Origin of the sequence: Streptomyces pactum (assembly GCF_016031615.1) — a bacterium.
Lineage (GTDB): Bacteria > Actinomycetota > Actinomycetes > Streptomycetales > Streptomycetaceae > Streptomyces > Streptomyces pactus.
The window spans coordinates 5,564,144-5,586,623 of sequence record NZ_JACYXC010000001.1; the positions used below are offsets into that span (position 1 = coordinate 5,564,144).

The 22,480-nt window shown below is 75.0% G+C and carries 16 protein-coding genes and 1 pseudogene; 14 read left to right on the forward strand and 3 right to left on the reverse strand.

What is annotated here, in order from left to right; all coding sequences use genetic code 11:
• Positions 1–706 precede the first annotated feature (706 nt).
• The 7 genes from IHE55_RS21940 to IHE55_RS21970 all read left to right on the forward strand — a co-directional run bounded on the left by IHE55_RS21940 (position 707) and on the right by IHE55_RS21970 (position 10,324).
• Entirely contained in the window at positions 707–2,653 is a 1,947-nt protein-coding gene (locus tag IHE55_RS21940; RefSeq protein WP_197990581.1) for an acyl-CoA dehydrogenase family protein, read from the forward strand.
• A gap of 309 nt (positions 2,654–2,962) precedes the next feature.
• A complete protein-coding gene (dxr, locus tag IHE55_RS21945) occupies positions 2,963–4,240 on the forward strand; it encodes a 1-deoxy-D-xylulose-5-phosphate reductoisomerase (RefSeq protein WP_197990582.1) in 1,278 nt (425 codons plus the stop codon).
• A complete protein-coding gene (locus IHE55_RS21950; RefSeq protein ID WP_197990583.1) occupies positions 4,237–5,544 on the forward strand; it encodes a M50 family metallopeptidase in 1,308 nt (435 codons plus the stop codon). Before dxr ends, IHE55_RS21950 begins: the two co-directional genes overlap by 4 nt.
• Before the next feature lie 202 nt (positions 5,545–5,746).
• The gene (gene ispG, locus IHE55_RS21955) at positions 5,747–6,901 is read left to right on the forward strand and encodes a flavodoxin-dependent (E)-4-hydroxy-3-methylbut-2-enyl-diphosphate synthase (protein WP_197990584.1); all 1,155 of its coding nucleotides are present in this window, start codon (positions 5,747–5,749) and stop codon (positions 6,899–6,901) included.
• Positions 6,902–7,012: 111 nt separating this feature from the next.
• On the forward strand, positions 7,013–7,858 hold the full coding sequence (locus IHE55_RS21960) for a GNAT family N-acetyltransferase (protein WP_197990585.1): 846 nt from the start codon (positions 7,013–7,015) through the stop codon (positions 7,856–7,858).
• 40 nt (positions 7,859–7,898) lie between these two features.
• Positions 7,899–8,432: a GNAT family N-acetyltransferase gene (locus IHE55_RS21965; RefSeq protein WP_197990586.1), complete on the forward strand. Its 534-nt coding sequence runs from the start codon at positions 7,899–7,901 to the stop codon at positions 8,430–8,432.
• 179 nt (positions 8,433–8,611) lie between these two features.
• Complete coding sequence (locus tag IHE55_RS21970) at positions 8,612–10,324, forward strand: proline--tRNA ligase (protein WP_197990587.1); 1,713 nt, start codon at positions 8,612–8,614, stop codon at positions 10,322–10,324.
• Between the two features lie 1,057 nt (positions 10,325–11,381).
• Here IHE55_RS21970 and IHE55_RS21975 read toward each other — a convergent pair.
• From IHE55_RS21975 to IHE55_RS21985, 3 genes are all read right to left on the reverse strand, one after another.
• Positions 11,382–12,326, reverse strand: coding sequence for an aminoglycoside phosphotransferase family protein (locus tag IHE55_RS21975; protein WP_197990588.1), 945 nt, complete (start codon positions 12,324–12,326; stop codon positions 11,382–11,384).
• Positions 12,327–12,772: 446 nt separating this feature from the next.
• Positions 12,773–13,291, reverse strand: coding sequence for a ferritin-like domain-containing protein (locus tag IHE55_RS21980; RefSeq protein ID WP_197990589.1), 519 nt, complete (start codon positions 13,289–13,291; stop codon positions 12,773–12,775).
• A 307-nt stretch (positions 13,292–13,598) separates the two neighbouring features.
• Positions 13,599–14,159, reverse strand: coding sequence for a hypothetical protein (locus tag IHE55_RS21985; protein ID WP_307826773.1), 561 nt, complete (start codon positions 14,157–14,159; stop codon positions 13,599–13,601).
• Positions 14,160–14,729: 570 nt separating this feature from the next.
• Here IHE55_RS21985 and rimP point away from each other — a divergent pair.
• The 7 genes and pseudogenes from rimP to truB all read left to right on the forward strand — a co-directional run bounded on the left by rimP (position 14,730) and on the right by truB (position 21,860).
• A complete protein-coding gene (gene rimP, locus IHE55_RS21990; protein ID WP_197990590.1) occupies positions 14,730–15,278 on the forward strand; it encodes a ribosome maturation factor RimP in 549 nt (182 codons plus the stop codon).
• Between the two features lie 2 nt (positions 15,279–15,280).
• Positions 15,281–16,273: a transcription termination factor NusA gene (gene nusA, locus IHE55_RS21995; protein ID WP_197990591.1), complete on the forward strand. Its 993-nt coding sequence runs from the start codon at positions 15,281–15,283 to the stop codon at positions 16,271–16,273.
• Between the two features lie 106 nt (positions 16,274–16,379).
• On the forward strand, positions 16,380–16,676 hold the full coding sequence (locus IHE55_RS22000) for a YlxR family protein (RefSeq protein WP_197990592.1): 297 nt from the start codon (positions 16,380–16,382) through the stop codon (positions 16,674–16,676).
• 156 nt (positions 16,677–16,832) lie between these two features.
• A pseudogene (infB, locus tag IHE55_RS32750) lies at positions 16,833–19,969 on the forward strand (translation initiation factor IF-2).
• Positions 19,970–20,160: 191 nt separating this feature from the next.
• Positions 20,161–20,457 (forward strand): DUF503 domain-containing protein, encoded by a 297-nt coding sequence (locus tag IHE55_RS22010; protein WP_197990593.1) that lies wholly within the window; start codon positions 20,161–20,163, stop codon positions 20,455–20,457.
• 54 nt (positions 20,458–20,511) lie between these two features.
• Complete coding sequence (rbfA, locus tag IHE55_RS22015; RefSeq protein ID WP_197990594.1) at positions 20,512–20,964, forward strand: 30S ribosome-binding factor RbfA; 453 nt, start codon at positions 20,512–20,514, stop codon at positions 20,962–20,964.
• On the forward strand, positions 20,961–21,860 hold the full coding sequence (gene truB / locus IHE55_RS22020) for a tRNA pseudouridine(55) synthase TruB (protein ID WP_197990595.1): 900 nt from the start codon (positions 20,961–20,963) through the stop codon (positions 21,858–21,860). The genes rbfA and truB overlap by 4 nt, the downstream gene beginning before the upstream one ends.
• The last annotated feature ends 620 nt before the right edge of the window (positions 21,861–22,480 follow it).

The window sequence follows — 22,480 nt, forward strand, 5'->3', positions numbered from 1 at the left end:
CGGACATCTGAGCACCCCCCACATACATGCCCCAGGCTCCTGTTTCCTCGGCCGAGTGTGGCAGCCGGCGGTGACGGCCGAACCGAAATCGATGTTCTCGGCCATGCGCGGTAGCCGTTCCGGACACCCGGATCGCCGCCCGCCAGCCACCCGTGCCACACCCCGCACCGGCCACCGCCCCTGCCGGGCGTCCGCCACCTTCGGCCGGGACGCGCGCCGCGCACCGGCCGTCGTTCCTGCCGTGCGCCCGCCCGCCCCGCACCGGCCGCCGGGAGGCGCGCCGCGTGCCGCCGCCCGGTCGCCATCCGCCCGAGGCCCCCGCACCGGCCGCCCTGCCAGGGAATCCGCCCCCACCCCCGGCCGCCGCGGCGAGCGCCTCCCGCACCGCCGCCTCCCGTGCTCCGTCGGCCGCCCCGGTCTCACCGGTCCTCTCGGGGCCCCTCACCGTGGCCCGACCGCCCGAAGCCCGACCGCCTGGGCCCCTCACCCGGCCCGACCGCCTGAAGCCCGGCCGCCCGGGGCCCGCCGCCGCACCGCCGGACCGCCGCCCCGGCCGTCGCCACCCCGGTGGCCCGAGGGGATGACATCGGGCACATCGCCGGTACGCACTGCGGACAACGGGTACATACCGGACGGTGACCCCGGTTCGGCCGGCCGGCGGACGGACCGCGACGACAGCCCCGACCCCGCCGCGAGGTGAGCCCGCATGACCGCTCATGCCGTCCCCGAGCGCGACCCCGCCCGTACCGTGTCCGAACGCGAGGCGCGGGAGGTGGCCGAGGCGGCCCGGGAGCAGCGGTGGCACCGGCCCAGCTTCGCCAAGGAACTGTTCCTCGGCCGGTTCCGGCTGGACCTGATCCACCCTCATCCCGCCCCGGACCCGGAGGACGTCCGCCGCGGCGAGGCGTTCCTCGCCCGGCTCCGGCACTTCCTGACCACCGAGGTCGACGGTGCGCGCATCGAACGCGAGGCCCGCATCCCGGACGAGACGGTCCGCGGCCTGAAGGAACTGGGCGCGCTGGGCATGAAGATCGACACCGCCTACGGCGGACTCGGCCTCAGCCAGGTCTACTACAACAAGGCACTCGCCCTGGTCGGCTCGGTCAGCCCGGCCGTCGGCGCGCTGCTCTCCGCCCACCAGTCCATCGGCGTCCCGCAACCGGTCGAACGTTTCGGCACCCAGGCGCAGAAGGACGCCTTCCTGCCGCGCTGCGCCCGTACCGACATCTCCGCGTTCCTGCTCACCGAGCCGGACGTCGGGTCGGACCCGGCGCGGCTGGCCACCACCGCCCGCCCGGAGGGGGACGACTACGTCCTGGACGGGGTGAAGCTGTGGACCACCAACGGAGTGGTCGCCGACCTGCTGGTGGTGATGGCCCGGGTGCCGGCCGGTGAGGGGCACCCCGGCGGCATCACCGCGTTCGTCGTCGAGGCGGACTCGGAGGGGATCACCGTCGAGAACCGCAACGCCTTCATGGGCCTGCGGGGCATCGAGAACGGCGTCACCCGCTTTCACCGGGTGCGGGTCCCGGCGGCCAACCGCATCGGTGACGAGGGTGCCGGGCTGCGGATCGCGTTGACCACGCTGAACACCGGGCGGCTCTCCCTCCCCGCGATGTGCGCCGGCGCCGGCAAGTGGTGCCTGAAGATCGCCCGCGAATGGTCCGCGTCCCGGGAGCAGTGGGGCCGGCCGATCGCCCGGCACGAGGCCGTCGGCGCGAAGATCTCCTTCATCGCGGCCACCACCTTCGCCCTGGAGGCGGTCCTGGACCTCGCCTCCCAGATGGCCGACGACAAGCGCACCGACATCCGCATCGAGGCCGCGCTGGCCAAGCTGTACGGCAGCGAGATGTCCTGCCGGATGGCGGACGAACTGGTCCAGATCCGCGGTGGGCGCGGATACGAGACCGCGGAGTCCCTCGCCGCCCGCGGCGAACGCGCGGTTCCCGCCGAACAGCTGCTGCGCGACCTGCGGATCAACCGGATCTTCGAGGGCTCCACCGAGATCATGCACCTGCTGATCGCCCGGGAGGCGGTGGACGCGCACCTGGCGGTGGCCGGTGACCTCGTCGACCCGCGGACCCCGCTCGCCGACAAGGGCCGGGCGGCCGCCCGCGCGGGCGGCTTCTACGCCCGCTGGCTGCCCGGCCTGCTCGCCGGCCCCGGACAACTGCCGCGCTCTTACCGGGAGTTCGCCGGGCCGGTCGATCTCTCCGGCCATCTGCGGTACGTCGAACGGTCGGCACGCAGACTCGCCCGCTGCACCTTCTACGGGATGTCGCGCTGGCAGGGCCGGATGGAGACCCGGCAGGGGTTCCTCGGCCGCATCGTGGACATCGGAGCCGAACTGTTCGCGATGAGCGCCGCCTGCGTCCGGGCCGAGATGATGCGGGCGGCGGGCGACCACGGGACCGCGGCGTACCGGCTCGCCGACGCCTTCTGCCACCAGGCCCGCATCCGGGTGGCGGAGCTGTTCGGCCGGCTGTGGACCAACACCGACGACCTCGACCGCCGGGTCGTCTCCGGGGTCCTGTCCGGGGCCTGCACCTGGCTGGAGGAGGGCATCCTCGACCCCGGCGACGACGGGCCGTGGATCGCCGACGCCACACCGGGCCCGTCCCGGAAGGAGAACGTCCGCCGACCCTTCCGGTGACCGGCCCCCACCGCCGCCGCGTCTCCGCCCACCCGCCGGGGGCCGTCACCCGCCCGCCGGCCCCGGCCCCCGCGCCCCCCGCCCCCTTCCGTCCCCACCCGCGGCCGTCCCGGCACCTCCGCCACCCCGCCGTCCCGTCCCGGCACCCTCCGCCACCCGGCGGCCGTACCAGGGCCGGCCGCCGCCCGGCCGACCCACCCCCGCCCCCGGCCGACCGCCGCCCCGACCGCCCCCGGCCCGCGGCCGCCCGGCGGCCCCGCCGCACCGGCCGGCCGCACCCGCGGCCCGGCGACCCGACACAATGGGGGGATGACGGATTCCCTGGCTGACCCGCATCTCGGCCGCCCGGCGGCCGCCGCCGCACCCGGAGCCGGTGACCGGCGTGACATCGTGATCCTGGGCTCCACCGGATCCATCGGCACCCAGGCCATCGACGTGGTGCTGCGCAACCCCGACCGCTTCCGGGTGACCGCCCTGTCCGCCGCCGGCGGCCGGGTGGGCCTGCTGGCCGACCAGGCCCACACCCTCCGGGTGGGCACCGTCGCGGTGTCGCGGACGGACGCGGTGCCGGCCCTGCGGGAGGCGCTGGCGGAGCGGTACGGGCCCGGGGAGCCGCTGCCGGAGATCCTGGCGGGTCCGGACGCGGCGACCGAGCTGGCCGCCTCCGAGTGCCACTCGGTGCTCAACGGCATCACCGGTTCCATCGGGCTGGCGCCCACCCTGGCCGCCCTGGAGGCCGGGCGGGTCCTGGTGCTGGCGAACAAGGAGTCGCTGATCGTCGGTGGACCGCTGGTCAAGGCGGTGGCCCGGCCCGGCCAGATCGTGCCGGTGGACTCCGAGCACTCCGCCCTCTTCCAGGCCCTGCTCGGCGGCAGCCGGGGCGAGGTCCGCAAGCTGGTCGTCACCGCCTCCGGCGGCCCCTTCCGCGGCCGTACCCGGCGGGAACTGGCCGGCGTCACCCCCGAGCAGGCCCTCGCCCACCCGACCTGGGACATGGGGCCGGTGGTGACGATCAACTCGGCGACCCTGGTCAACAAGGGCCTGGAGGTGATCGAGGCGCACCTGCTCTTCGACATCCCCTTCGAGCGCATCGAGGTCGTCGTCCACCCGCAGTCCTACATCCACTCGATGGTGGAGTTCACCGACGGCTCGACGCTCGCCCAGGTCAGCCCGCCGGACATGCGGATGCCCATCTCGCTGGGCCTGGGCTGGCCCGACCGGGTCCCGGACGCCGCCCCCGGCTGCGACTGGACCAAGGCCGCCACCTGGGAGTTCTTCCCGCTGGACACCGAGGCCTTCCCCTCCGTCGGGCTCGCCCGGCAGGTGGGCGGCCTCGGTGGCACCGCGCCGGCGGTCTTCAACGCGGCGAACGAGGAGTGCGTGGCGGCCTTCCTCGCCGGGAAGCTGCCCTTCACCGGCATTGTCGATACGGTCGCCGAAGTGGTGCGTGAACACGGCTCCCCCGCCGAGGGAACCCGGCTCACCGTCGCGGACGTCCTCGAAGCGGAGACCTGGGCCCGTGCACGCGCCCGGGAACTGGCCGCCCGTGCGGCGAAGGAGACGGCGATCCCGGAGGCTCGCGTATGACCACACTGATGACGGTCCTCGGGATCATCGTCTTCGTCCTGGGACTGCTCTTCTCCATCGCCTGGCACGAACTCGGCCACCTCTCCACGGCCAAGCTCTTCGGCATCCGGGTCCCGCAGTACATGGTCGGCTTCGGGCCGACGATCTTCTCCCGCAGGAAGGGGGAGACCGAGTACGGCATCAAGGCGATCCCGCTGGGCGGCTACATCCGCATGATCGGGATGTTCCCCCCGGGCGACGACGGCCGGATCGCCGCCCGCTCCACCTCGCCGTGGCGCGGGATGATAGAGGACGCCCGGTCGGCGGCGTTCGAGGAGCTCCAGCCCGGCGACGAGAAGCGGCTGTTCTACACGCGCAAGCCGTGGAAGCGCGTCGTGGTGATGTTCGCCGGGCCCTTCATGAACCTGGTGCTCGCCGTGGTGATCTTCCTCGGCGTGATGATGACCTTCGGCATCAACACCCAGACCACCACCGTCGGCACCGTCTCCAAGTGCGTGATCAAGGCGTCCGCCGACGCGGACACCGACACCTGCCCCAAGGGCGCGAAGGACTCCCCGGCCAAGGCCGCCGGGCTGCGGCCCGGTGACCGGATCGTCGCGTTCAACGGTCACCCCACCGACGACTGGAGCACCCTCCAGACCGACATCCGCAACGGGATCGGCGAGGCCACCATCACCGTCGAGCGCGACGGTGTCCGCAAGGACCTGCACGCCGTCCTGGTGGAGAACGAGGTCGCCAAGACCGACGGGCGCGGCGGCTACGTCGAGGGGGAGACCGTCAAGGCGGGCTTCCTCGGCTTCACGCCGGCCAGCGGGGTGGTCAAGCAGTCCTTCGGCGAGTCGGTGGAGCGGATGGGCACCATGGTGCAGGACGGCGTGGATTCCCTCGTCGCGCTGCCCTCCAAGATCCCCGACCTGTGGGACGCCACCTTCGGCGACGGCGAGCGCAAGGCGGACTCCCCGATGGGTGTGGTCGGCGCGGCCCGGGTCGGCGGCGAGATCCCCAACCTGGACATCCCGCCGTCACAGCAGGTCGCGACCATGCTCTTCCTGGTCGCCGGCTTCAACCTCTCGCTCTTCCTGTTCAACATGCTGCCGCTGCTGCCGCTGGACGGCGGACACATCGCCGGGGCGCTGTGGGAGTCGGTGCGCCGGCACTTCGCACGGCTGTTCCGGCGGCCCGACCCCGGCCCGTTCGACGTGGCCAAGCTGATGCCGGTCGCCTACGTGGTCGCGGGCATTTTCATCTGCTTCACGCTCCTCGTCCTCATCGCGGACGTGGTCAATCCGGTACGGATCACCTGAGCGGGCCGGCCGCGGTTCACCGCGGCCCCGCCGTGACGAGGCACGACGGCCGGGCGGTGTTCCCGCCCGGCCGTCGGCATGCGGGTGACGGTCGGCGGTGCACGGGGAGCGATGTGCCCGGCGGTGGTCCGGTGCCGTAGGCTCGACTGCCGGAGCCCGCCGATTCGGGGACATGGATCCATACCTTGGGGTTGCTCGCCAGATGACTGCCATCTCGCTCGGAATGCCGTCCGTACCGACCAAGCTCGCCGACCGGCGGCCCAGCCGGAAGATCCAGGTGGGATCGGTGGCGGTCGGGGGTGACGCGCCGGTGTCGGTGCAGTCGATGACGACCACGGTGACCGCGGACATCGGGGCGACGCTGCAGCAGATCGCGGAGCTGACCGCGGCCGGCTGCCAGATCGTGCGGGTGGCCTGCCCGTCCCAGGACGACGCGGACGCGCTGCCGGTCATCGCGCGGAAGTCGCAGATCCCGGTGATCGCCGATATTCATTTCCAGCCGAAGTACGTGTTCGCCGCGATCGACGCGGGATGCGCGGCGGTCCGGGTGAATCCGGGCAACATCCGGCAGTTCGACGACAAGGTCAAGGAGATCGCCAAGGCGGCCTCCGACGCCGGGGTGCCGATCCGGATCGGGGTGAATGCCGGGTCGCTGGACAAGCGGCTGCTGGCGAAATACGGGAAGGCGACGCCGGAGGCGCTGGTGGAATCCGCGCTGTGGGAGTGCTCGCTGTTCGAGGAGCACGGTTTCCGGGACATCAAGATCTCGGTGAAGCACAACGACCCGGTGGTGATGGTGAACGCCTACCGGCAGCTGGCGGCCCGCTGCGACTACCCGCTGCACCTCGGCGTCACCGAGGCCGGCCCCGCCTTCCAGGGCACCATCAAGTCCGCCGTCGCGTTCGGTGCGCTGCTGAGCGAGGGCATCGGCGACACCATCCGGGTCTCGCTCTCCGCGCCGCCGGCGGAGGAGGTCAAGGTCGGTATCCAGATCCTGGAGTCGCTGAACCTGCGGCAGCGGCGGCTGGAGATCGTGTCGTGCCCGTCGTGTGGGCGGGCGCAGGTGGACGTGTACAAGCTGGCCGACCAGGTGACCGCGGGGCTGGAGGGCATGGAGGTGCCGCTGCGGGTGGCGGTGATGGGCTGCGTGGTCAACGGGCCCGGCGAGGCGCGCGAGGCGGACCTGGGCGTGGCCTCGGGCAACGGCAAGGGCCAGATCTTCGTCAAGGGCGAGGTGATCAAGACCGTGCCGGAGTCCAAGATCGTGGAGACCCTGATCGACGAGGCGATGAAGATCGCCGCGGAGATGGAGAAGGACGGCGTGGCCTCCGGCGCCCCCGAGGTCAGCGTCGGCTGAACGGCGGTGCCCACCCCGGCGGCCCTCACCCGTCCGGGTGGCGTTGTACAGTGCGGGAACCGAGTCCCTTGACGGGCCCCGCGGCCCGCGCACGGTGAGGCAGACCGACACGTGCTCACGACGACCTCCACCCGCGTTCTCGAACCCGCCGAGCTCGAAGCGGCGCTCGCGGTGCTCGACCGGGACCCGGTCGCCAACGCCTTCGTGACCGCCCGGGTGCGCGCCGCGGGCCTGGACCCGTGGCGGCTCGGCGGTGAGATGTGGGGCTGGTACCAGGACGGCCGGCTGGAATCCCTGTGCTACGCGGGCGCCAATCTCGTCCCCATCTGCGCCGGCTCCGAGGCGGTCCGCGCCTTCGCCGCCCGCGCCCGCCGCTCCGGCCGCCGCTGCTCCTCCATCGTCGGCCCCGCCGACAGCACCGCCGAGCTGTGGTCGCTGCTGGAGCCCAGCTGGGGCCCGGCCCGCGACGTCCGCGCCCACCAGCCGCTGATGGTCACCGACACGATGCCCGCCGACATCGTCCCGGACCCGCTGGTGCGCCGCGTCCGCAAGGACGAGATGGACGTCATCATGCCCGCCTGCGTGGCGATGTTCACCGAGGAGGTCGGGGTCTCCCCGCTCGCCGGTGACGGCGGACTGCTCTACCAGGCACGGGTCGCGGAGCTGGTCGGTGCCGGGCGCTCGTTCGCCCGCGTCGAAGACGGCCGGGTCGTCTTCAAGGCCGAGATCGGTGCTGCCACCCCGCACGCCTGCCAGATCCAGGGCGTGTGGGTGGCCCCCGAACACCGGGGCCGCGGACTGTCCGAGACCGGCATGGCGGCCGTGCTGCGGTACGCCCTGGACGAGGTGGCGCCCGTCGTCAGCCTCTACGTCAACGACTACAACACCGCCGCCCGCGCCGCCTACCGGCGGGTCGGATTCCGGGAGGTCGGCGCGTTCATGAGCGTGCTGTTCTGATCCCGCGCCCGGACACCCCGCCGCCCAGTAGGGTGCCGCCATGGATGGAGTCGTCGTCGGACCGCTCGACCTCGCCGCACGGGTGGACGACGCCCTCGCCGTGCAGGCCGTCGCCTTCGGGCTCACCGCGGAGGAGGTCGGCGTACGGCGCCACATCGTGCTCCGGCACCTCACCAGCCCCGGAGCCCGTGCCCTGGGCGCCACCACCCGCACCGGCCGGCTCGTCGGGTTCGTCTACGGCATGCCCAACGACCGCACCCAGTGGTGGTCCACCGTGGTCGAGCCGTACCTGCGCGCGGCCGGCCACGCGGACTGGCTGGAGGACTCCTTCGTGGTCACCGAACTCCACGTCCACCCCGGCTACCAGCACCGGGGCATCGGCCGCGCCCTGATCACCACCCTCACCGACGGCGCCGCGCAGCCGCGTTCGATCCTCTCCGCGATCGACACCGAGAGCCCCGCCCGGGAGCTCTACCGCACCCTCGGCTACCGCGACCTCGCCCGCCCGGTCCACTTCCCCAGCGCACCGCGCCCGTACGCGGTGATGGGCGCGCCGCTGCCGCTGCTCCGCTGATCCCGGGCCCGGGCAGCGCCCGCAAACCGCCGGCCCGTCCCGGGGAGCCCGGCCGTGGCGTGCCGGGCGTGGCGTGCCCGGGTACACCGGCGTGCCGCGGCGGCGTGAATCCGTTTCGGGTTCCCCGCCACCGGCGGCTAACCTTCCTGCCGTTCCCCCGACGCACGCAGGAGACCCGTATGGCCCACGCCGCCGCCCACGCCCAGCGCATGTCCACGATGATGCTGAAGACGCTGCGCGACGACCCGGCCGACGCGGAGACCGCCAGCCACAAGCTGCTGGTCCGCGCCGGGTACGTGCGCCGCACCTCGGCCGGGGTGTGGACCTGGCTGCCGCTCGGCAGGAAGGTGCTGGAGAACGTCACCCGCGTGGTGCGGGAGGAGATGGACGCCATCGGGGGCCAGGAGGTGCTGCTCCCCGCCCTGCTGCCGCGCGAGGCGTACGAGGCGAGCGGCCGCTGGGACGAGTACGGCGACCTGCTGTTCCGGCTGAAGGACCGCAAGGGCGCCGACTACCTCCTCGGGCCCACCCATGAGGAGATCTTCACCCTGACGGTGAAGGACCAGTGCACGTCCTACAAGGACCTGCCGGTGATCCTCTACCAGATCCAGACCAAGTACCGGGACGAGGCGCGCCCCCGCTCCGGCGTGCTGCGCGGCCGCGAGTTCCAGATGAAGGACTCGTACTCCTTCGACACCACCGACGAGGGGCTGGCCGAGTCCTACCGCCTGCACCGCGAGGCGTACCGGCGGATCTTCGCCCGCCTGGGCATGGACTACCGCATCGTCTCGGCCGTCTCCGGGGCGATGGGCGGCTCGGCGTCCGAGGAGTTCCTCGCCCCCGCCGCAGCCGGCGAGGACACCTTCGTGGACTGCCCGCAGTGCGACTACGCGGCGAACACCGAGGCCTACACCGTCACCGTGCCGCCGGCCCAGGACACCGGCCACGGACCGGTGGAGGAGCTGGACACCCCCGACACCCCGACCATCGAGACGCTCGCCGACCACCTGGGCGTCCCGGCCTCCGCCACCTTGAAGAACCTGCTGGTCAAGGTGGACGGCGAGATCACCGCGGTGGGCGTGCCCGGGGACCGCGAGGTGGACCTCGGCAAGCTCGCCGAGCACCTGGCGCCCGCCACCGTGGAACTCGTCGGCGCCGAGGACTTCGTGGACCGGCCGGACCTGGTGCGCGGCTACATCGGCCCGCAGGGCATGGCCGGCACCGCGTTCCGCTACCTCGCCGACCCGCGCGTGGCCCCCGGCACCGCCTGGGTGACCGGCGCCAACAAGCCCGACACCCACGCCCGGAACGTGGTGTGCGGACGCGACTTCGAGGTGGACCGGTACCTGGACGTGGCCGTGGTGCGGCCGGGCGACCCCTGCCCCCGGTGCGGCGCCGGCGTCGAGCTGGGCCGGGCCATCGAGATCGGCCACATCTTCCAGCTCGGCCGCAAGTACGCCGACACCTTCCAGCTCGACGTCCTGGGCCAGAACGGCAAGCCGGTCCGGGTCACCATGGGCTCGTACGGCATCGGCGTCTCCCGGGCGGTGGCCGCGCTCGCCGAGCAGACCCACGACGAGGCCGGGCTGTGCTGGCCGCGCGAGATCGCCCCGGCCGATGTCCACGTGGTGGCCGCAGGCAAGGCGCTGCAGACCGAGCTCGCCCTGGAGCTGGGGGAGAAGCTCGCCGCGGCCGGCGTCCGCGCCCTCGTCGACGACCGGACCGGGGTCTCGCCCGGCGTGAAGTTCACCGACGCGGAGCTGATCGGGGTGCCGACCATCCTGGTGGTGGGCCGCGGGGCCAAGGACGGCCGGGTGGAGCTGAAGGACCGGCGCACCGGTGAGCGCGAGGAACTGTCCGTGGACGAGGCGCTGGCCCGCCTCACGGCCTGAACCGGCCGGGCGCCTACCCGGCCGGAGCCGGGTGCGTACCCGGGCCGGCGCCGAGGTGTGGACGGGGCTGGGACCGGGTGGCACCGTCATCTGGGCGCGGCGCCTCCGTAGGGGAGAGGGCGCACCGCGGGAGGGTCGGGGGCGTACGGGGCCGGGCTGTGCCCCGCCGGGCCGGGGTGCGCGCCGGGCCGGAGCCGGGTGCGCACCCGGCGGGGACCGGATGCGCCCTCGCCCGGGCGCACCCGCGGGGGAGAGGCGCGCTGCGGGGCCGGGTGGGGCATCCGAGGGGCCGGCCACCACAGGGCCGGGGTGCGCGCCGCCGCCGGTCCGCGGCCTCCAGCCCGGTGCGCGGATCGGCGGCGGTCGGCCAGGGGAGGCGTGCCCGTGGCGGCATGCCTGTAACGGCGTGTCCGGGCAGCACGTCACGGGCCCGCTCGTCACGGGGGCCGCACCTCCGGGACGGGGTGTTCGGGTACGGCCCGCCGGAGGCCGGACCTCCGCGGCGGTGTGCCGGGATCGCGGGCTCGGCGCGCCCATGCCGGCGAGGCGCTTGTCGGCGAGGCTCACGTCCGGCGGGGGTCCGTTCGGCGAGGCTCCTGCCCGGCGCGGCGCGCCGAGCCCGTCCGGCACCGCCGCCGTCCGGCCGTCGGCGGGGCGTTCCGCGCCGGGCGCGGCGCCGGGGGCCCGGCCGCTGCCCCGGGCAGCCCAGGCGGGGAGGGATGTCAGCGGGCGGGGCGGCGCGCCCGCTGACGTCCGCGAGGCCGGCCCCGCGTCCGGGCGGACCCGATGACATCCGGCCCCTGGCACCCGGGCCCCTGCACGGCACCTGACACCCGGCGCCGACCCGCGCGGCACCGGTCACGTCCGGCGCGTGCACCGCCGCGCCGTCGGCCCGCCGCCGGCCTGTCCGCACCCGTTCCGCCCGGCGTCGCGGTGCCGCGGTGCGCCGGGCGGTGAGCCCCGCCGTCCTGTCCGTGCGTCCGCCCGGGGCCGGGCCCCGCGGGCCGCCCCGTGCGGGGCGCGCGTTCCGGGCCCGGCGGTCACCCCGCCGGCCGCCTCACAGCCACCCGGCGAACTCCAGCAGCAGCTCGCCGCGGGCACGTTCACCGGCCGCCAGCCGGCGCAGACCCAGCTCCGCGGCCCGGTACAGCGCCCAGCCCCGCAGCCGCTCCCGGTCCACCTCCAGCGAATCGGCCAGCCGGGTCACCCGGCGGCGGAGGACGGCGGCCGGGCCCGAGCCGGCGGCCACGTCCTCGAACCGGTCCAGCACCAGCCGGGCCAGGTCGTAGGCGCGCTCGCCCACCAGCGGCGCGGGGCCGACCGCCAGCCAGGGTGCGCGCTCCCCGGACAGCACCTTGCCCTGCTGGAAGTCGCCGTGCAGCAGCAGTTCCTCGGGCGCGTCGGCGGTCAGCGCCGCGCGCAGCTCCAGCGCCTCGTCCAGCAGCGGCCGGGCCTCCCGCGCCCGCGGCCCGGCGTCCGGCGAGCGGAGTACCGGGACCGCCTCGGCGGTGACCTCCGCGACCGAGCGGAAGCCGTGTCCGGCGGGTGGCTCGACCCACAGCCGGCGGACCGTACCCGCCGCCTCCAGCAGCGCCTTGGCCTCCGGCAGCGACCGCAGCGACACGCTCTCGTGCAACCGCTCCAGGAGCAGTGCCCCGGTCGGCGGGTCGTGGCGCAGCAGCCGCACCGCCCCCCAGCCGTCCCACCGCCGCAGCGCCTCGGCCTCCGGCGCAGCGTCGGGTCCGGGCGCGGGGAACTTCAGTGCCGCGGGCGTGCCGTCCGCCTGCGTCACCAGCACCACCATGCTGCCCCGGCCGCCCGGATTGACCACCCTTGGGGCGGACAACTCCCAAGTCGCCAACTGCCGTTCGACGATCGCGGGCAGGTCCTCCAGCCACCGCCGGGCCGGTTCGCCGGGGACCTGGCCCAGTGCCGTCAGCAGCCGCCGCGGCGGGTCGAAGGAGGCCGTGCCGTGGCCGCCCGGCTGCGTGTGTGCTGCCATTCCTGAGCTGTCCCCTTGTCCTTGAGTCGACCGTGGAGTTGTCCCTGAGGTTGCCCTTGAGGCCAACGGCTGTGTCGTCCGGTGGTGCGTGGTCCGCGGTACGTGGTGCTGTGCCGCCGGGCCCGCGCGCGGCCCGGACCCGGGGCCCCGCCGCCCGGTCCGTGCGCGCGCCGGCCGGCCGCCGGTGGCACCGCCGCCGCGCCCGGCGGTGGCCGGACGGGCCGCCCGCGCGGAGGGCCGGAGGGGCCGGTTCCGCCCGGGCGGGGCCGCAGCGTCCATCCCCGGGGCCGGTCCGTCCGCCGCCGCCGACGGTACGATCCTCCCCCCGTTCGGCCCGGCTCAGCCGCCGGACGTCCGCCCGGTCCGGCCGCTTCCGGTCGCCGCCCGCCCGTGGCCGGTCCGCGGGGCCCCGGACCACCGGTGTCCCGCCGCGCGGCCCCGGCCGGTCACAGCTTCCCGGCCCCGCCGCTCGGGGCGGCCGAGGGGCCTTCCGCGTCCGCGCGTTCGGGGAGCCCGGGGAAGGCTACGCCGTCACCGCCCCAGCGCACCGCCCGGACCGCCGCCTCCCGCAGCGCACCCGCCGCCTCCCGGCGCAGCACCCCGTCGGCGGCCCCCACCAGATCGGCGTAGACGGCCGCCACCCGGTTCTCCAGTTCGGCGGCGAGCCGGACCGCGGCGGCCGGGTCCGGCACCGGGAACGGCAGGGCGTACGCCGGGGCTGCGGCGACCGGGGTACCACCCAGCTCCCGCACCGTGCGGCGCAGCGCGTCCCGCCGCGCCCGGTGCGCCGCGTAACCGTCCCGGGCCTCGCGGAGCCGGTCGTCACCGATCCGCGCGCCGAGCACGCCGTAGCCGTACACCGCGGCGTGCTCGGCGGCGAGGGCCGCCTGGGCGGCCCGGAGGACCTCCGGGCGCCGGGCGCCGGTACCGGCCGGCCGTGGCGTGGAGGGTGTGGTGGTGGTCATGCCGGCGTCCTTCCCCGGTGGTCGCGTCCTGTCCCGGCCGTGAGCAGGGCCGGGCGCACCGTCCCAGCCGCGAGCCGGGCCGTGGCGGTACGTCCCGTCCCCGCCGCGAGCCGGGCAGCGGCCGTACGTCCCGTCCCGGCGCTACACCCCGCTCCGGCCGTACGTCCTGCTCCGGTGGTACCCCGGGAGGGGGCCGGCCGGCGGTGGCACGGTGTCCGGCCGCCGTCCGGCGCCGCCGGTCCGGCCCCCGGGCACGTCCGGACGCCACCGGACGGGGTGGGCCCGGCGCCGGGCCGCGCGGCGGCGGTCACGAGCCGCCCCCGGTGAGCAGGAAGGCGTGCGCGGCGCCGCAGGCCGCGACCGAGGCGAGCAGCCGGGCGAACTCGGCCGGGGCCCCGGCCAGCGCCGTGGTCCGGGCGTCGGCGGTCTCCCGTTCGGCCCGGGCCAGCGCCGCCAGCGCCTCCCCGGGCCGCTCCGGGACCCGCGGCGGAGCGGCCGGTGCGGCCGGGCGGCCGGAGCCGGGCGCGGCGGAGGCTGACCCGCCGGCGGAGCCGGACGTGGCGGACGGGCCGGGCCCGGCGAACGCCGCGAGGTGGCGGGCGGTCTCCGCGCGCAGCGGGCGCAGCCGCTCCGCGAGCCCGGGGTGGGCGGCGAGGGTGGCGTCGTAGCGGGCCAGCAGCGCCGCGCTCTCCCGGTGGGCGCGGGCGCGCAGCCTGCCGGCCGCCGCGGACCCCCCGGCCGCGGCGGTGCCGGGGGCACCGTCCCCGGAACAGCCGGTGAGCAGGGCGGCGCCGGCCGCGCCGCCGGCCAGCAGCAGGGCTCGTCTGCGCGGGCCGTCGGGGTCCCGCTGGTACGTGGTGGGCGGCACGGTCCTCTTTCCTCGCGTTCCTCGCGTTGTCCTCGCGGTCGGGCGGTGGTCGCGGCCGGCGCGGTGGCGACCACGGGCGAGCGGTCCCGCCCTCCGCCCGGCGGCCCCCGCCCCCCGGCCCGCCCGGCAGGTACGGACCGGGCGGCCCGCCCGGCGGCGCACCGGGGTGCCGGGCGGCGCGGTACCGGCGGGTGGGCTCGTCAGGACGGACGGGTCCGGGTGCCGGGCCCGGGCTGCGGGTGGAGCGTGGGTCCCCGTCCGGGCGGGCGGGGGTGCGGTGGGGTGCGGGCCGGTCCGCCGTCCGGGGCCGGACGTTCCGGTTCCGCCCTCCGGTCCGGCCCTCCTCGGAGGGCCGGACCCGTCCCTCCGAGGAGGGCCGGACCGAAGTGATCACCGCAGGGGAGCGTACCCAGCCGTCCCCGGCACGCCGTGACGCCCCCGCCACATTCCCCCGCAATGGCCCGCGGACCCCGCTGAGCAGCCGAATCGTCAGCCGAGCGCGGGAACGGATAGGCTTTGCCCGACACGCGACCTTCCCACAACAGCACACGCGGCCGAGGAGTCACCCGGATGAGCACCACCCAGAGCGAGAGGCTGCGCGGACTGCTGGAACCGCTGGTCACCGCGCGAGGTCTGGACCTGGAAGAGGTCGAGGTGACGCCGGCCGGCAAGCGGCGGGTGCTGAGGATCGTGGTGGATTCCGACGAGGGCGTTCAGCTGGACGCCTGCGCGGAGCTGAGCCGGGCGGCGTCGGAGAAGCTCGACGCCACCGATGCGATGGGACCGACCCCGTACGTGCTGGAGGTCACCTCGCCCGGCGCCGACCGCCCGCTGACCGAGCCGCGGCACTACCGCCGCGCCACCGGCCGGCTGATCAAGGCCCGCCTCGCCGACGGCGGCGAGCTGGTCGCGCGGATCACCGCGGTGGACGACGAGGGCGTGGACGTGGAGGTGCCGGGGGTCAAGGGCCGCCGGCCCACCGCCCGGCGGCTCTCCTTCGGGGAGATCGCCAAGGCTCGCGTGGAGATCGAGTTCAACCGCAAGGCCGCAGGGCAGCCGGACACCGGTGAACGCGCGGACGACGAGCGCGCGAACGACGAGAGCAAGGAGGAGGCGTAGCCGTGGACATCGATATGAGTGCCCTGCGGGGTCTGGTTCGGGAGAAGGAGATCTCGTTCGACCTGCTGGTCGAGGCGATCGAGTCGGCCCTCCTCATCGCCTACCACCGCACCGAGGGAAGCAGCCGCCGGGCCCGGGTGGAGCTGGACCGCTCCACCGGCCATGTGACGGTGTGGGCGACCGAGGACCCCGCCGACCTGCCGGAGGGGCAGGAGCCGCGGGAGTTCGACGACACGCCGTCGGGATTCGGCCGGATCGCGGCCACCACCGCCAAGCAGGTCATCCTGCAGCGGCTGCGGGACGCCGAGGAGGAGATCACCTTCGGCGAGTACGCGGGCCGCGAGGGCGACGTCGTGGCCGGCGTCGTCCAGCAGGGCAAGGACCCCAAGAACGTCCTGGTCGACATCGGCAAGCTGGAGGCCATCCTGCCGGTGCAGGAGCAGGTCCCGGGCGAGGAGTACACCCACGGCACCCGGCTGCGGACCTACGTGGTCCGGGTGGTCAAGGGCGTCCGCGGACCGTCGGTGACGCTCTCGCGCACCCACCCCAACCTGGTGAAGAAGCTCTTCGCCCTGGAGGTGCCGGAGATCGCGGACGGCTCGGTGGAGATCGCCGCCATCGCCCGTGAGGCCGGCCACCGGACCAAGATCGCGGTGCGGTCCACCCGTTCGGGCCTGAACGCCAAGGGCGCGTGCATCGGCCCGATGGGCGGCCGGGTGCGCAACGTCATGGCCGAGCTGCACGGCGAGAAGATCGATATCGTGGACTGGTCGGACGACCCGGCGGAGCTGGTGGCCAACGCGCTGTCACCCGCCCGGGTGAGCAAGGTCGAGGTGGTGGACCTGGCGGCCCGTTCCGCCCGGGTCACCGTCCCCGACTACCAGCTCTCCCTCGCCATCGGCAAGGAAGGGCAGAACGCCCGGCTCGCGGCGCGGCTCACCGGCTGGCGGATCGACATCCGTCCGGACACCGAGCAGCCCGCGGGTCAAGGCTGAAACAAGACGATCGCGTCGAAAAAGTTCGACTGCGAGGTTGTCACGAGTAACCGTTCGATCACTCCCCCACGGGGGTGAGGTCGCTGCGGGGAGGTAGACTAAAGCAGTGTCTGGCCGGACGTGTGCCCGCGTATGCCCTGAGCGCACCTGTGTGGGTTGCCGGGAGCGAGCGGCCAAAGGCGATCTGCTGCGCACCGTGCTGGTCGAGGACGCCTGCGTCCCCGACCGACGCGGTACGCTGCCCGGCCGGGGTGCCTATGTGCACCCCACCACGGTCTGCCTCGACCTGGCGGTCCGCCGCCGGGCCTTCCCCCGGGCCTTCAGGGGTCCGGGGCCGCTCGACACCGCGGCCCTGCGCCGCTACATCGAGCAGTCTGCGCGGGCAGAGCAGACGACACCGTAAGAAGCAGCAAAGAAGAACGGCACGGGACACCGTGCGGTCAGGTACCTCGCGAGTCGGAAGTAGGTCGAGATTGCGATGAGCACTCGATGAGTACGCGATGAGTACGCCCATGAAGTAGCGACGGTCCGGCGTTTAACCGGACCTCAAAGGAGCGAAGTGGCTAAGGTCCGGGTATACGAACTCGCCAAGGAGTTCGGTGTGGAGAGCAAGGTCGTCATGGCCAAGCTCCAGGAACTCGGTGAATTCGTCCGTTCGGCGTCCTCGACGATCGAGGCGCCGGTGGTACGCAAGTTGACTGACGCTTTCCAGGGTGGCGGCTCCGGCCGCGCCGCAGGCAAGCCGTCGGCGCCGCGCAAGGCGGCGCCGTCCCCCGCAGCCGGACGCCCGGGTGGCGCCCCCGGCCGCGTCCCCTCGCCCTCGGCGGCCGGTCCGGCCCCGGCGGCACGTCCCGCCCCCCAAGCCCGGCGCACCCGGACCCCGTCCGGCCGCGCCCGAGGCCCCCAGGAGCACTCCGGCCGCGGGTCCGACCCCCGGGCCCCCCGTCCGGCGCCCGGCCCCAAGGCGGCCCCGGCTGCCCCCGGCCCCCGGCCGGGTCCGGCGCCCGCCGCCCCGGCTCCGGCGCAGCCCGAGTTCACCGCCCCGCCGTCGGCCCCCGCAGGCCCCGCGGCCCGGCGCCCGCCCCCGGCGCGCCCGGCAAGCCCTGGCGCCACCCCCGGCCCGCGGCCCGGTGCCCGTCCGGGCGCCGGCGGCCAGGGCCCGTGACCAGGGTGCCGGCGGCCGTCCCGGCGCGCCGCGCCCCGGTGGCCAGGGCGGCCCGCGTCCGGCGCGCCGCCCGGCCGGTCCCCGGCCCGGCAACAACCCCTTCACCTCCGGCGGCTCCACCGGTATGGCGCGCCCGCAGGCGCCCCTGTCCCGGCGGCGCGCCGCGCCCCGGCGGCCAGGCCGGCCCCGGCGGCCCGCGTCCGCAGGGCGCCGGCCAGGGCGGTCCCCGTCCGCAGGGTCCCGGCGGTCCCCGCCCGACCCCGGGCGGCATGCCCCGTCCGCAGGGTGCCGCGGGTGGCCCGCGTCCCGGCCCGGCCGGTCCGCGTCCGAACCCCGGCATGATGCCGCAGCGTCCGGCTGCCGGCCCGCGCCCCGGCCCCGGTGGCGGCGGTCGCGGCCCGGCCGGTGCCGGCCGTCCCGGCGGCGGCGGTCGTCCGGGCGGCGGCGGCTTCGCCGGCCGTCCCGGCGGCGGTGGCGGTCGTCCCGGTACCGGCGGCGGTTTCGCCGGTCGTCCCGGTGGCGGCGGTCCCGGTGGCGGTGGCGGCGGCTTCGGCGGCCGTCCCGGCTTCGGTGGTCGTCCCGGCGGCCCCGGCGGCCGTGGTGGCACGCAGGGCGCCTTCGGCCGTCCCGGCGGTCCGGCGCGCCGCGGGCGCAAGTCCAAGCGCCAGCGGCGCCAGGAGTACGAGGCCATGCAGGCCCCGTCGGTCGGCGGCATCATGCTGCCGCGCGGCAACGGTGCGACGGTCCGGCTGTCGCGCGGTGCCTCGCTGACCGACTTCGCGGAGAAGATCGGCGCCAACCCGGCGTCCCTGGTCCAGGTCATGCTGAACCTGGGCGAGATGGTCACCGCGACCCAGTCGGTCTCCGACGACACGCTGGAGCTGCTGGCCGGCGAGATGAACTACGTCGTCGAGATCGTCAGCCCGGAGGAGGAGGACCGGGAGCTCCTGGAGTCCTTCGACATCGAGTTCGGCGAGGACGAGGGCGGCGAGGACATGCTCGCGCCGCGTCCGCCGGTGGTGACCGTCATGGGTCACGTCGACCACGGTAAGACCCGTCTGCTGGACGCCATCCGCAAGACGAACGTGGTCGCCGGCGAGGCCGGTGGCATCACCCAGCACATCGGTGCCTACCAGGTCTCCACCGATGTCAACGGTGAAGAGCGCCGCATCACCTTCATCGACACCCCGGGTCACGAGGCGTTCACCGCCATGCGTGCCCGTGGTGCCAAGTCCACCGACATCGCGATCCTGGTGGTCGCCGCGAACGACGGCGTCATGCCGCAGACGGTCGAGGCGCTCAACCACGCCAAGGCGGCCGACGTGCCGATCGTGGTGGCGGTCAACAAGATCGACGTCGAGGGCGCGGACCCGACCAAGGTGCGCGGTCAGCTGACCGAGTACGGCCTGGTGGCCGAGGAGTACGGCGGCGACACCATGTTCGTCGACATCTCCGCCAAGCAGGGTCTGAACATCGACAGCCTGCTGGAGGCCGTGGTCCTCACCGCGGACGCCGCGCTCGACCTGCGGGCCAACCCCGAGCAGGACGCGCAGGGCATCGCGATCGAGGCGCACCTCGACCGCGGCCGCGGCGCGGTGGCCACCGTGCTGGTCCAGCGAGGCACCCTCCGGGTCGGCGACACGATGGTGGCCGGCGACGCCTACGGCCGGGTCCGGGCCATGCTCGACGACAAGGGCAACAGCGTCGAGGAGGCGGGACCGTCCATGCCGGTCCTGGTGCTGGGTCTGACCAACGTCCCGGGCGCCGGCGACAACTTCCTGGTTGTCGACGAGGACCGCACGGCACGTCAGATCGCCGAGAAGCGCGCCGCCCGCGAGCGCAACGCGGCCTTCGCCAAGCGCACCCGCCGGGTGTCCCTGGAGGACCTCGACAAGGTGCTCAAGGCCGGCGAGGTGCAGCAGCTCAACCTCATCATCAAGGGCGACGCGTCCGGTTCGGTCGAGGCCCTGGAGTCCTCGCTGCTCCAGCTCGATGTGGGCGAGGAGGTGGACATCCGCGTGCTGCACCGTGGCGTGGGTGCCGTCACCGAGTCCGACATCAACCTCGCCTCCGGCTCCGACGCCATCGTCATCGGCTTCAACGTGCGCGCCGAGGGGCGCGCCACCCAGATGGCCGAGCGCGAAGGCGTGGACGTCCGGTACTACTCGGTCATCTACCAGGCGATCGAGGAGATCGAGGCGGCCCTCAAGGGCATGCTCAAGCCGGAGTACGAAGAGGTCGAGCTGGGCACCGCGGAGATCCGCGAGGTCTTCCGCTCCTCCAAGCTGGGCAACATCGCGGGTGTGCTCATCCGCTCCGGCGAGGTCAAGCGGAACACCAAGGCACGCCTCATCCGCGACGGCAAGGTCGTGGCGGAGAACCTCACCATCGAGGGGCTGCGTCGCTTCAAGGACGACGTCACCGAGATCCGCGAGGGCTTCGAGGGTGGTATCAACCTCGGAAACTTCAACGACATCAAGGTGGACGACGTCATCGCGACCTACGAGATGCGGGAGAAGCCGCGCGGCTGAGGCCGGGCACGGCCGGGCGTCCCGTACGCCCGGCCACGCACGGCCGATGCGACGCGGCGGCAGGTCCGGGGCCGGTCGGCGGAGGTATTTCCGTCGATCGGCCCCGGCCGTTGCGTGTACGGTTTCGGTGTCCCCGCCGGTTCGCGGCAGGGCACCGGACGAGGCCCCACAGGTGGCTTGACCTGTCTCACATGTATGTAGGGACGCTGTCCTTCGACATCCTCCTCGGCGACGTACGGTCGCTGAAGGAGAAACGCTCCGTCGTCCGGCCGATCGTCGCCGAGCTCCAGCGCAAGTACGCGGTGAGCGCGGCGGAGGTGGGCGACCAGGACCTCCACCGCCGGGCCAGGATCGGGCTGGCGGTGGTCTCCGGGAGCACGGAGCACCTCAACGACGTACTCGACCGCTGCGAGCGCCTGGTCGCCTCACGGCCCGAGGTGGAGCTGCTGTCGGTGCGGCGGCGGTTCCACGGCGACCATGACGAGTGACCTCGTCGGCGGCGCCGGAAGCACAATGGTGGAAGAGAAGAAGGAGACGGACCAGTGGCCGACAATGCGCGGGCGAAGAGGCTGGCGGACCTCATCCGGGAGGTGGTCGCCCAGAAACTGCAGCGTGGCGTCAAGGACCCGCGACTCGGCTCGCACGTGACCATCACCGACACCCGGGTCACCGGCGACCTGCGGGAGGCGACCGTCTTCTACACGGTCTACGGCGACGACGAGACGCGCGCCGAGGCGGCGGCCGGCCTGGAGAGCGCCAAGGGCGTCCTCCGCTCCGAGGTCGGGCGCGCGGCGGGGGTCAAGTTCACCCCCACCCTCACCTTCGTGGCCGACGCGCTGCCGGAGACCGCCCGGACCATTGAGGACCTCCTGGACCAGGCACGGGCCTCGGACGCCCGGGTCCGGGAGGCGTCCTCGGGCGCCCGCTACGCCGGCGACGCGGACCCGTACCGCAAGCCGGCCGAGGACGACGAGGACGGCGCGGCCGGGGAATGAAGCGCGCCGCAACCGGGCCGGACGGACTTGTCGTGGTGGACAAGCCGTCCGGCTTCACCTCTCATGACGTCGTCGCCAAGATGCGCGGCATCGCCCGGACCCGCCGGGTCGGGCACGCCGGCACCCTCGACCCGATGGCGACCGGCGTGCTGGTCATCGGGGTCGGGAAGGCCACCCGGCTGCTGGGCCACCTGGCGCTCACCGAGAAGGAGTACCAGGGCACCGTCCGGCTCGGCCAGACGACCGTGACCGACGACGCCGAGGGCGAGATCACCGCCGCCGCTGGCGCCACGGCCCTCGACGCCGACGCCGTGCGGACGGCGATCGCCGGACTGACCGGCGACATCCAGCAGGTGCCGTCCAAGGTCAGCGCCATCAAGATCGACGGGAAGCGGTCCTACACCCGGGTCCGGGAGGGCGAGGAGTTCGAACTCCCCGCCCGCCCGGTGACCGTCTCCTCGTTCACCCTGCGGGAGCGGCGGGACACCGTGGCGCCGGACGGCACCCCGGTGGTGGATCTCGACATCACCGTCGTCTGCTCCTCCGGCACCTACATCCGGGCGCTCGCCCGCGACCTCGGTGCCGCGCTCGGGACCGGCGGCCACCTGACCGCCCTGCGCCGCACCCGGGTCGGCCCGTACGGGCTGGCGGACGCCCTGACCCTGGACCAGCACCAGGAGGCGCTGGAGGTCATGCCGATCGCCGACGCCGCCGCCGCGGCGTTCCCCCGCTGGGACGTGGACGAGGACCAGGCCCGGCTGCTCGGCAACGGCGTGCGGATCGCGACCCCCGGCCTCCCGGCCGGCCCGGTGGCGGTCTTCGCGCCCGACGGGAGCCTCCTCGCCCTCATCGAGGAGCAGGGCGGCAGGGCCAGGAGCCTGGCCGTCCTCGCCTGACCTCCCGCCCGTTCCCCCGCGCCGGCCCGCCCGGCGCCCGCCCCACCCCGCCCCACCGGATCGGCCACCCGGCCGACCGGTGGGGCGGGGTGCGCTGCGTGGCGGGGGGAGTACGGAGGCGGGCGTGCGCCGGGGTGCGGGGGGTGGGGATGCGAGGGATGGGGCCGGTCGGCACGTGAGCCGCGGAGTGGACGGGGCCGGCGGGGCCGGCGCGCCGGGTACGGGCCGTGGGAGGGAGTGGTCCGGGGGGCGGGCGGGGTCGCGGAGCGCCGGATGGCAGGGTGCGCGGGGCGGCGCCGGTGGCGTGGCGCGATGCGGCCGGTGGTGGGCGTGGCCCGGTGCGGCCGGTGGCAGGCGCCGCGGTGGCCGCCGCGACGGTGTGACGGTGTGAGGGCGGTGCCGTACGCCCCGGGCGGGGCCCAGGAGCACCGGGACGGTGCGCGGGGCTGGGGCAGGGGCCGGCGTTGGCTGGGACGGGGCTGAGGGCCGGGGAGGTGCGGCCGAACGGGGCGCACACCGGCCGAGTCGCGAGCGGGGTGGTGGGGGCGGCGGTTCGGTGGAGTCGGCGGGGCCGTGGAGAGTCGGCCGGGATGCCGCGCGCCGCAGGGCCGGAGAGGTCG

Excerpts from the sequence above, each read along its gene's own strand:
- ispG (WP_197990584.1), top strand. The coding sequence starts at position 5,747 with ATGACTGCCATCTCGCTCGGAATGCCGTCCGTACCGACCAAGCTCGCC.
- IHE55_RS21975 (WP_197990588.1), bottom strand. The coding sequence starts at position 12,326 with ATGGCAGCACACACGCAGCCGGGCGGCCACGGCACGGCCTCCTTCGAC.
- IHE55_RS21970 (WP_197990587.1), top strand. The coding sequence starts at position 8,612 with ATGGCCCACGCCGCCGCCCACGCCCAGCGCATGTCCACGATGATGCTG.
- truB (WP_197990595.1), top strand. The coding sequence starts at position 20,961 with ATGAAGCGCGCCGCAACCGGGCCGGACGGACTTGTCGTGGTGGACAAG.
- IHE55_RS21940 (WP_197990581.1), top strand. The coding sequence starts at position 707 with ATGACCGCTCATGCCGTCCCCGAGCGCGACCCCGCCCGTACCGTGTCC.
- rimP (WP_197990590.1), top strand. The coding sequence starts at position 14,730 with ATGAGCACCACCCAGAGCGAGAGGCTGCGCGGACTGCTGGAACCGCTG.
- IHE55_RS21980 (WP_197990589.1), bottom strand. The coding sequence starts at position 13,291 with ATGACCACCACCACACCCTCCACGCCACGGCCGGCCGGTACCGGCGCC.
- dxr (WP_197990582.1), top strand. The coding sequence starts at position 2,963 with ATGACGGATTCCCTGGCTGACCCGCATCTCGGCCGCCCGGCGGCCGCC.
- IHE55_RS21965 (WP_197990586.1), top strand. The coding sequence starts at position 7,899 with ATGGATGGAGTCGTCGTCGGACCGCTCGACCTCGCCGCACGGGTGGAC.
- IHE55_RS21950 (WP_197990583.1), top strand. The coding sequence starts at position 4,237 with ATGACCACACTGATGACGGTCCTCGGGATCATCGTCTTCGTCCTGGGA.
- IHE55_RS22010 (WP_197990593.1), top strand. The coding sequence starts at position 20,161 with ATGTATGTAGGGACGCTGTCCTTCGACATCCTCCTCGGCGACGTACGG.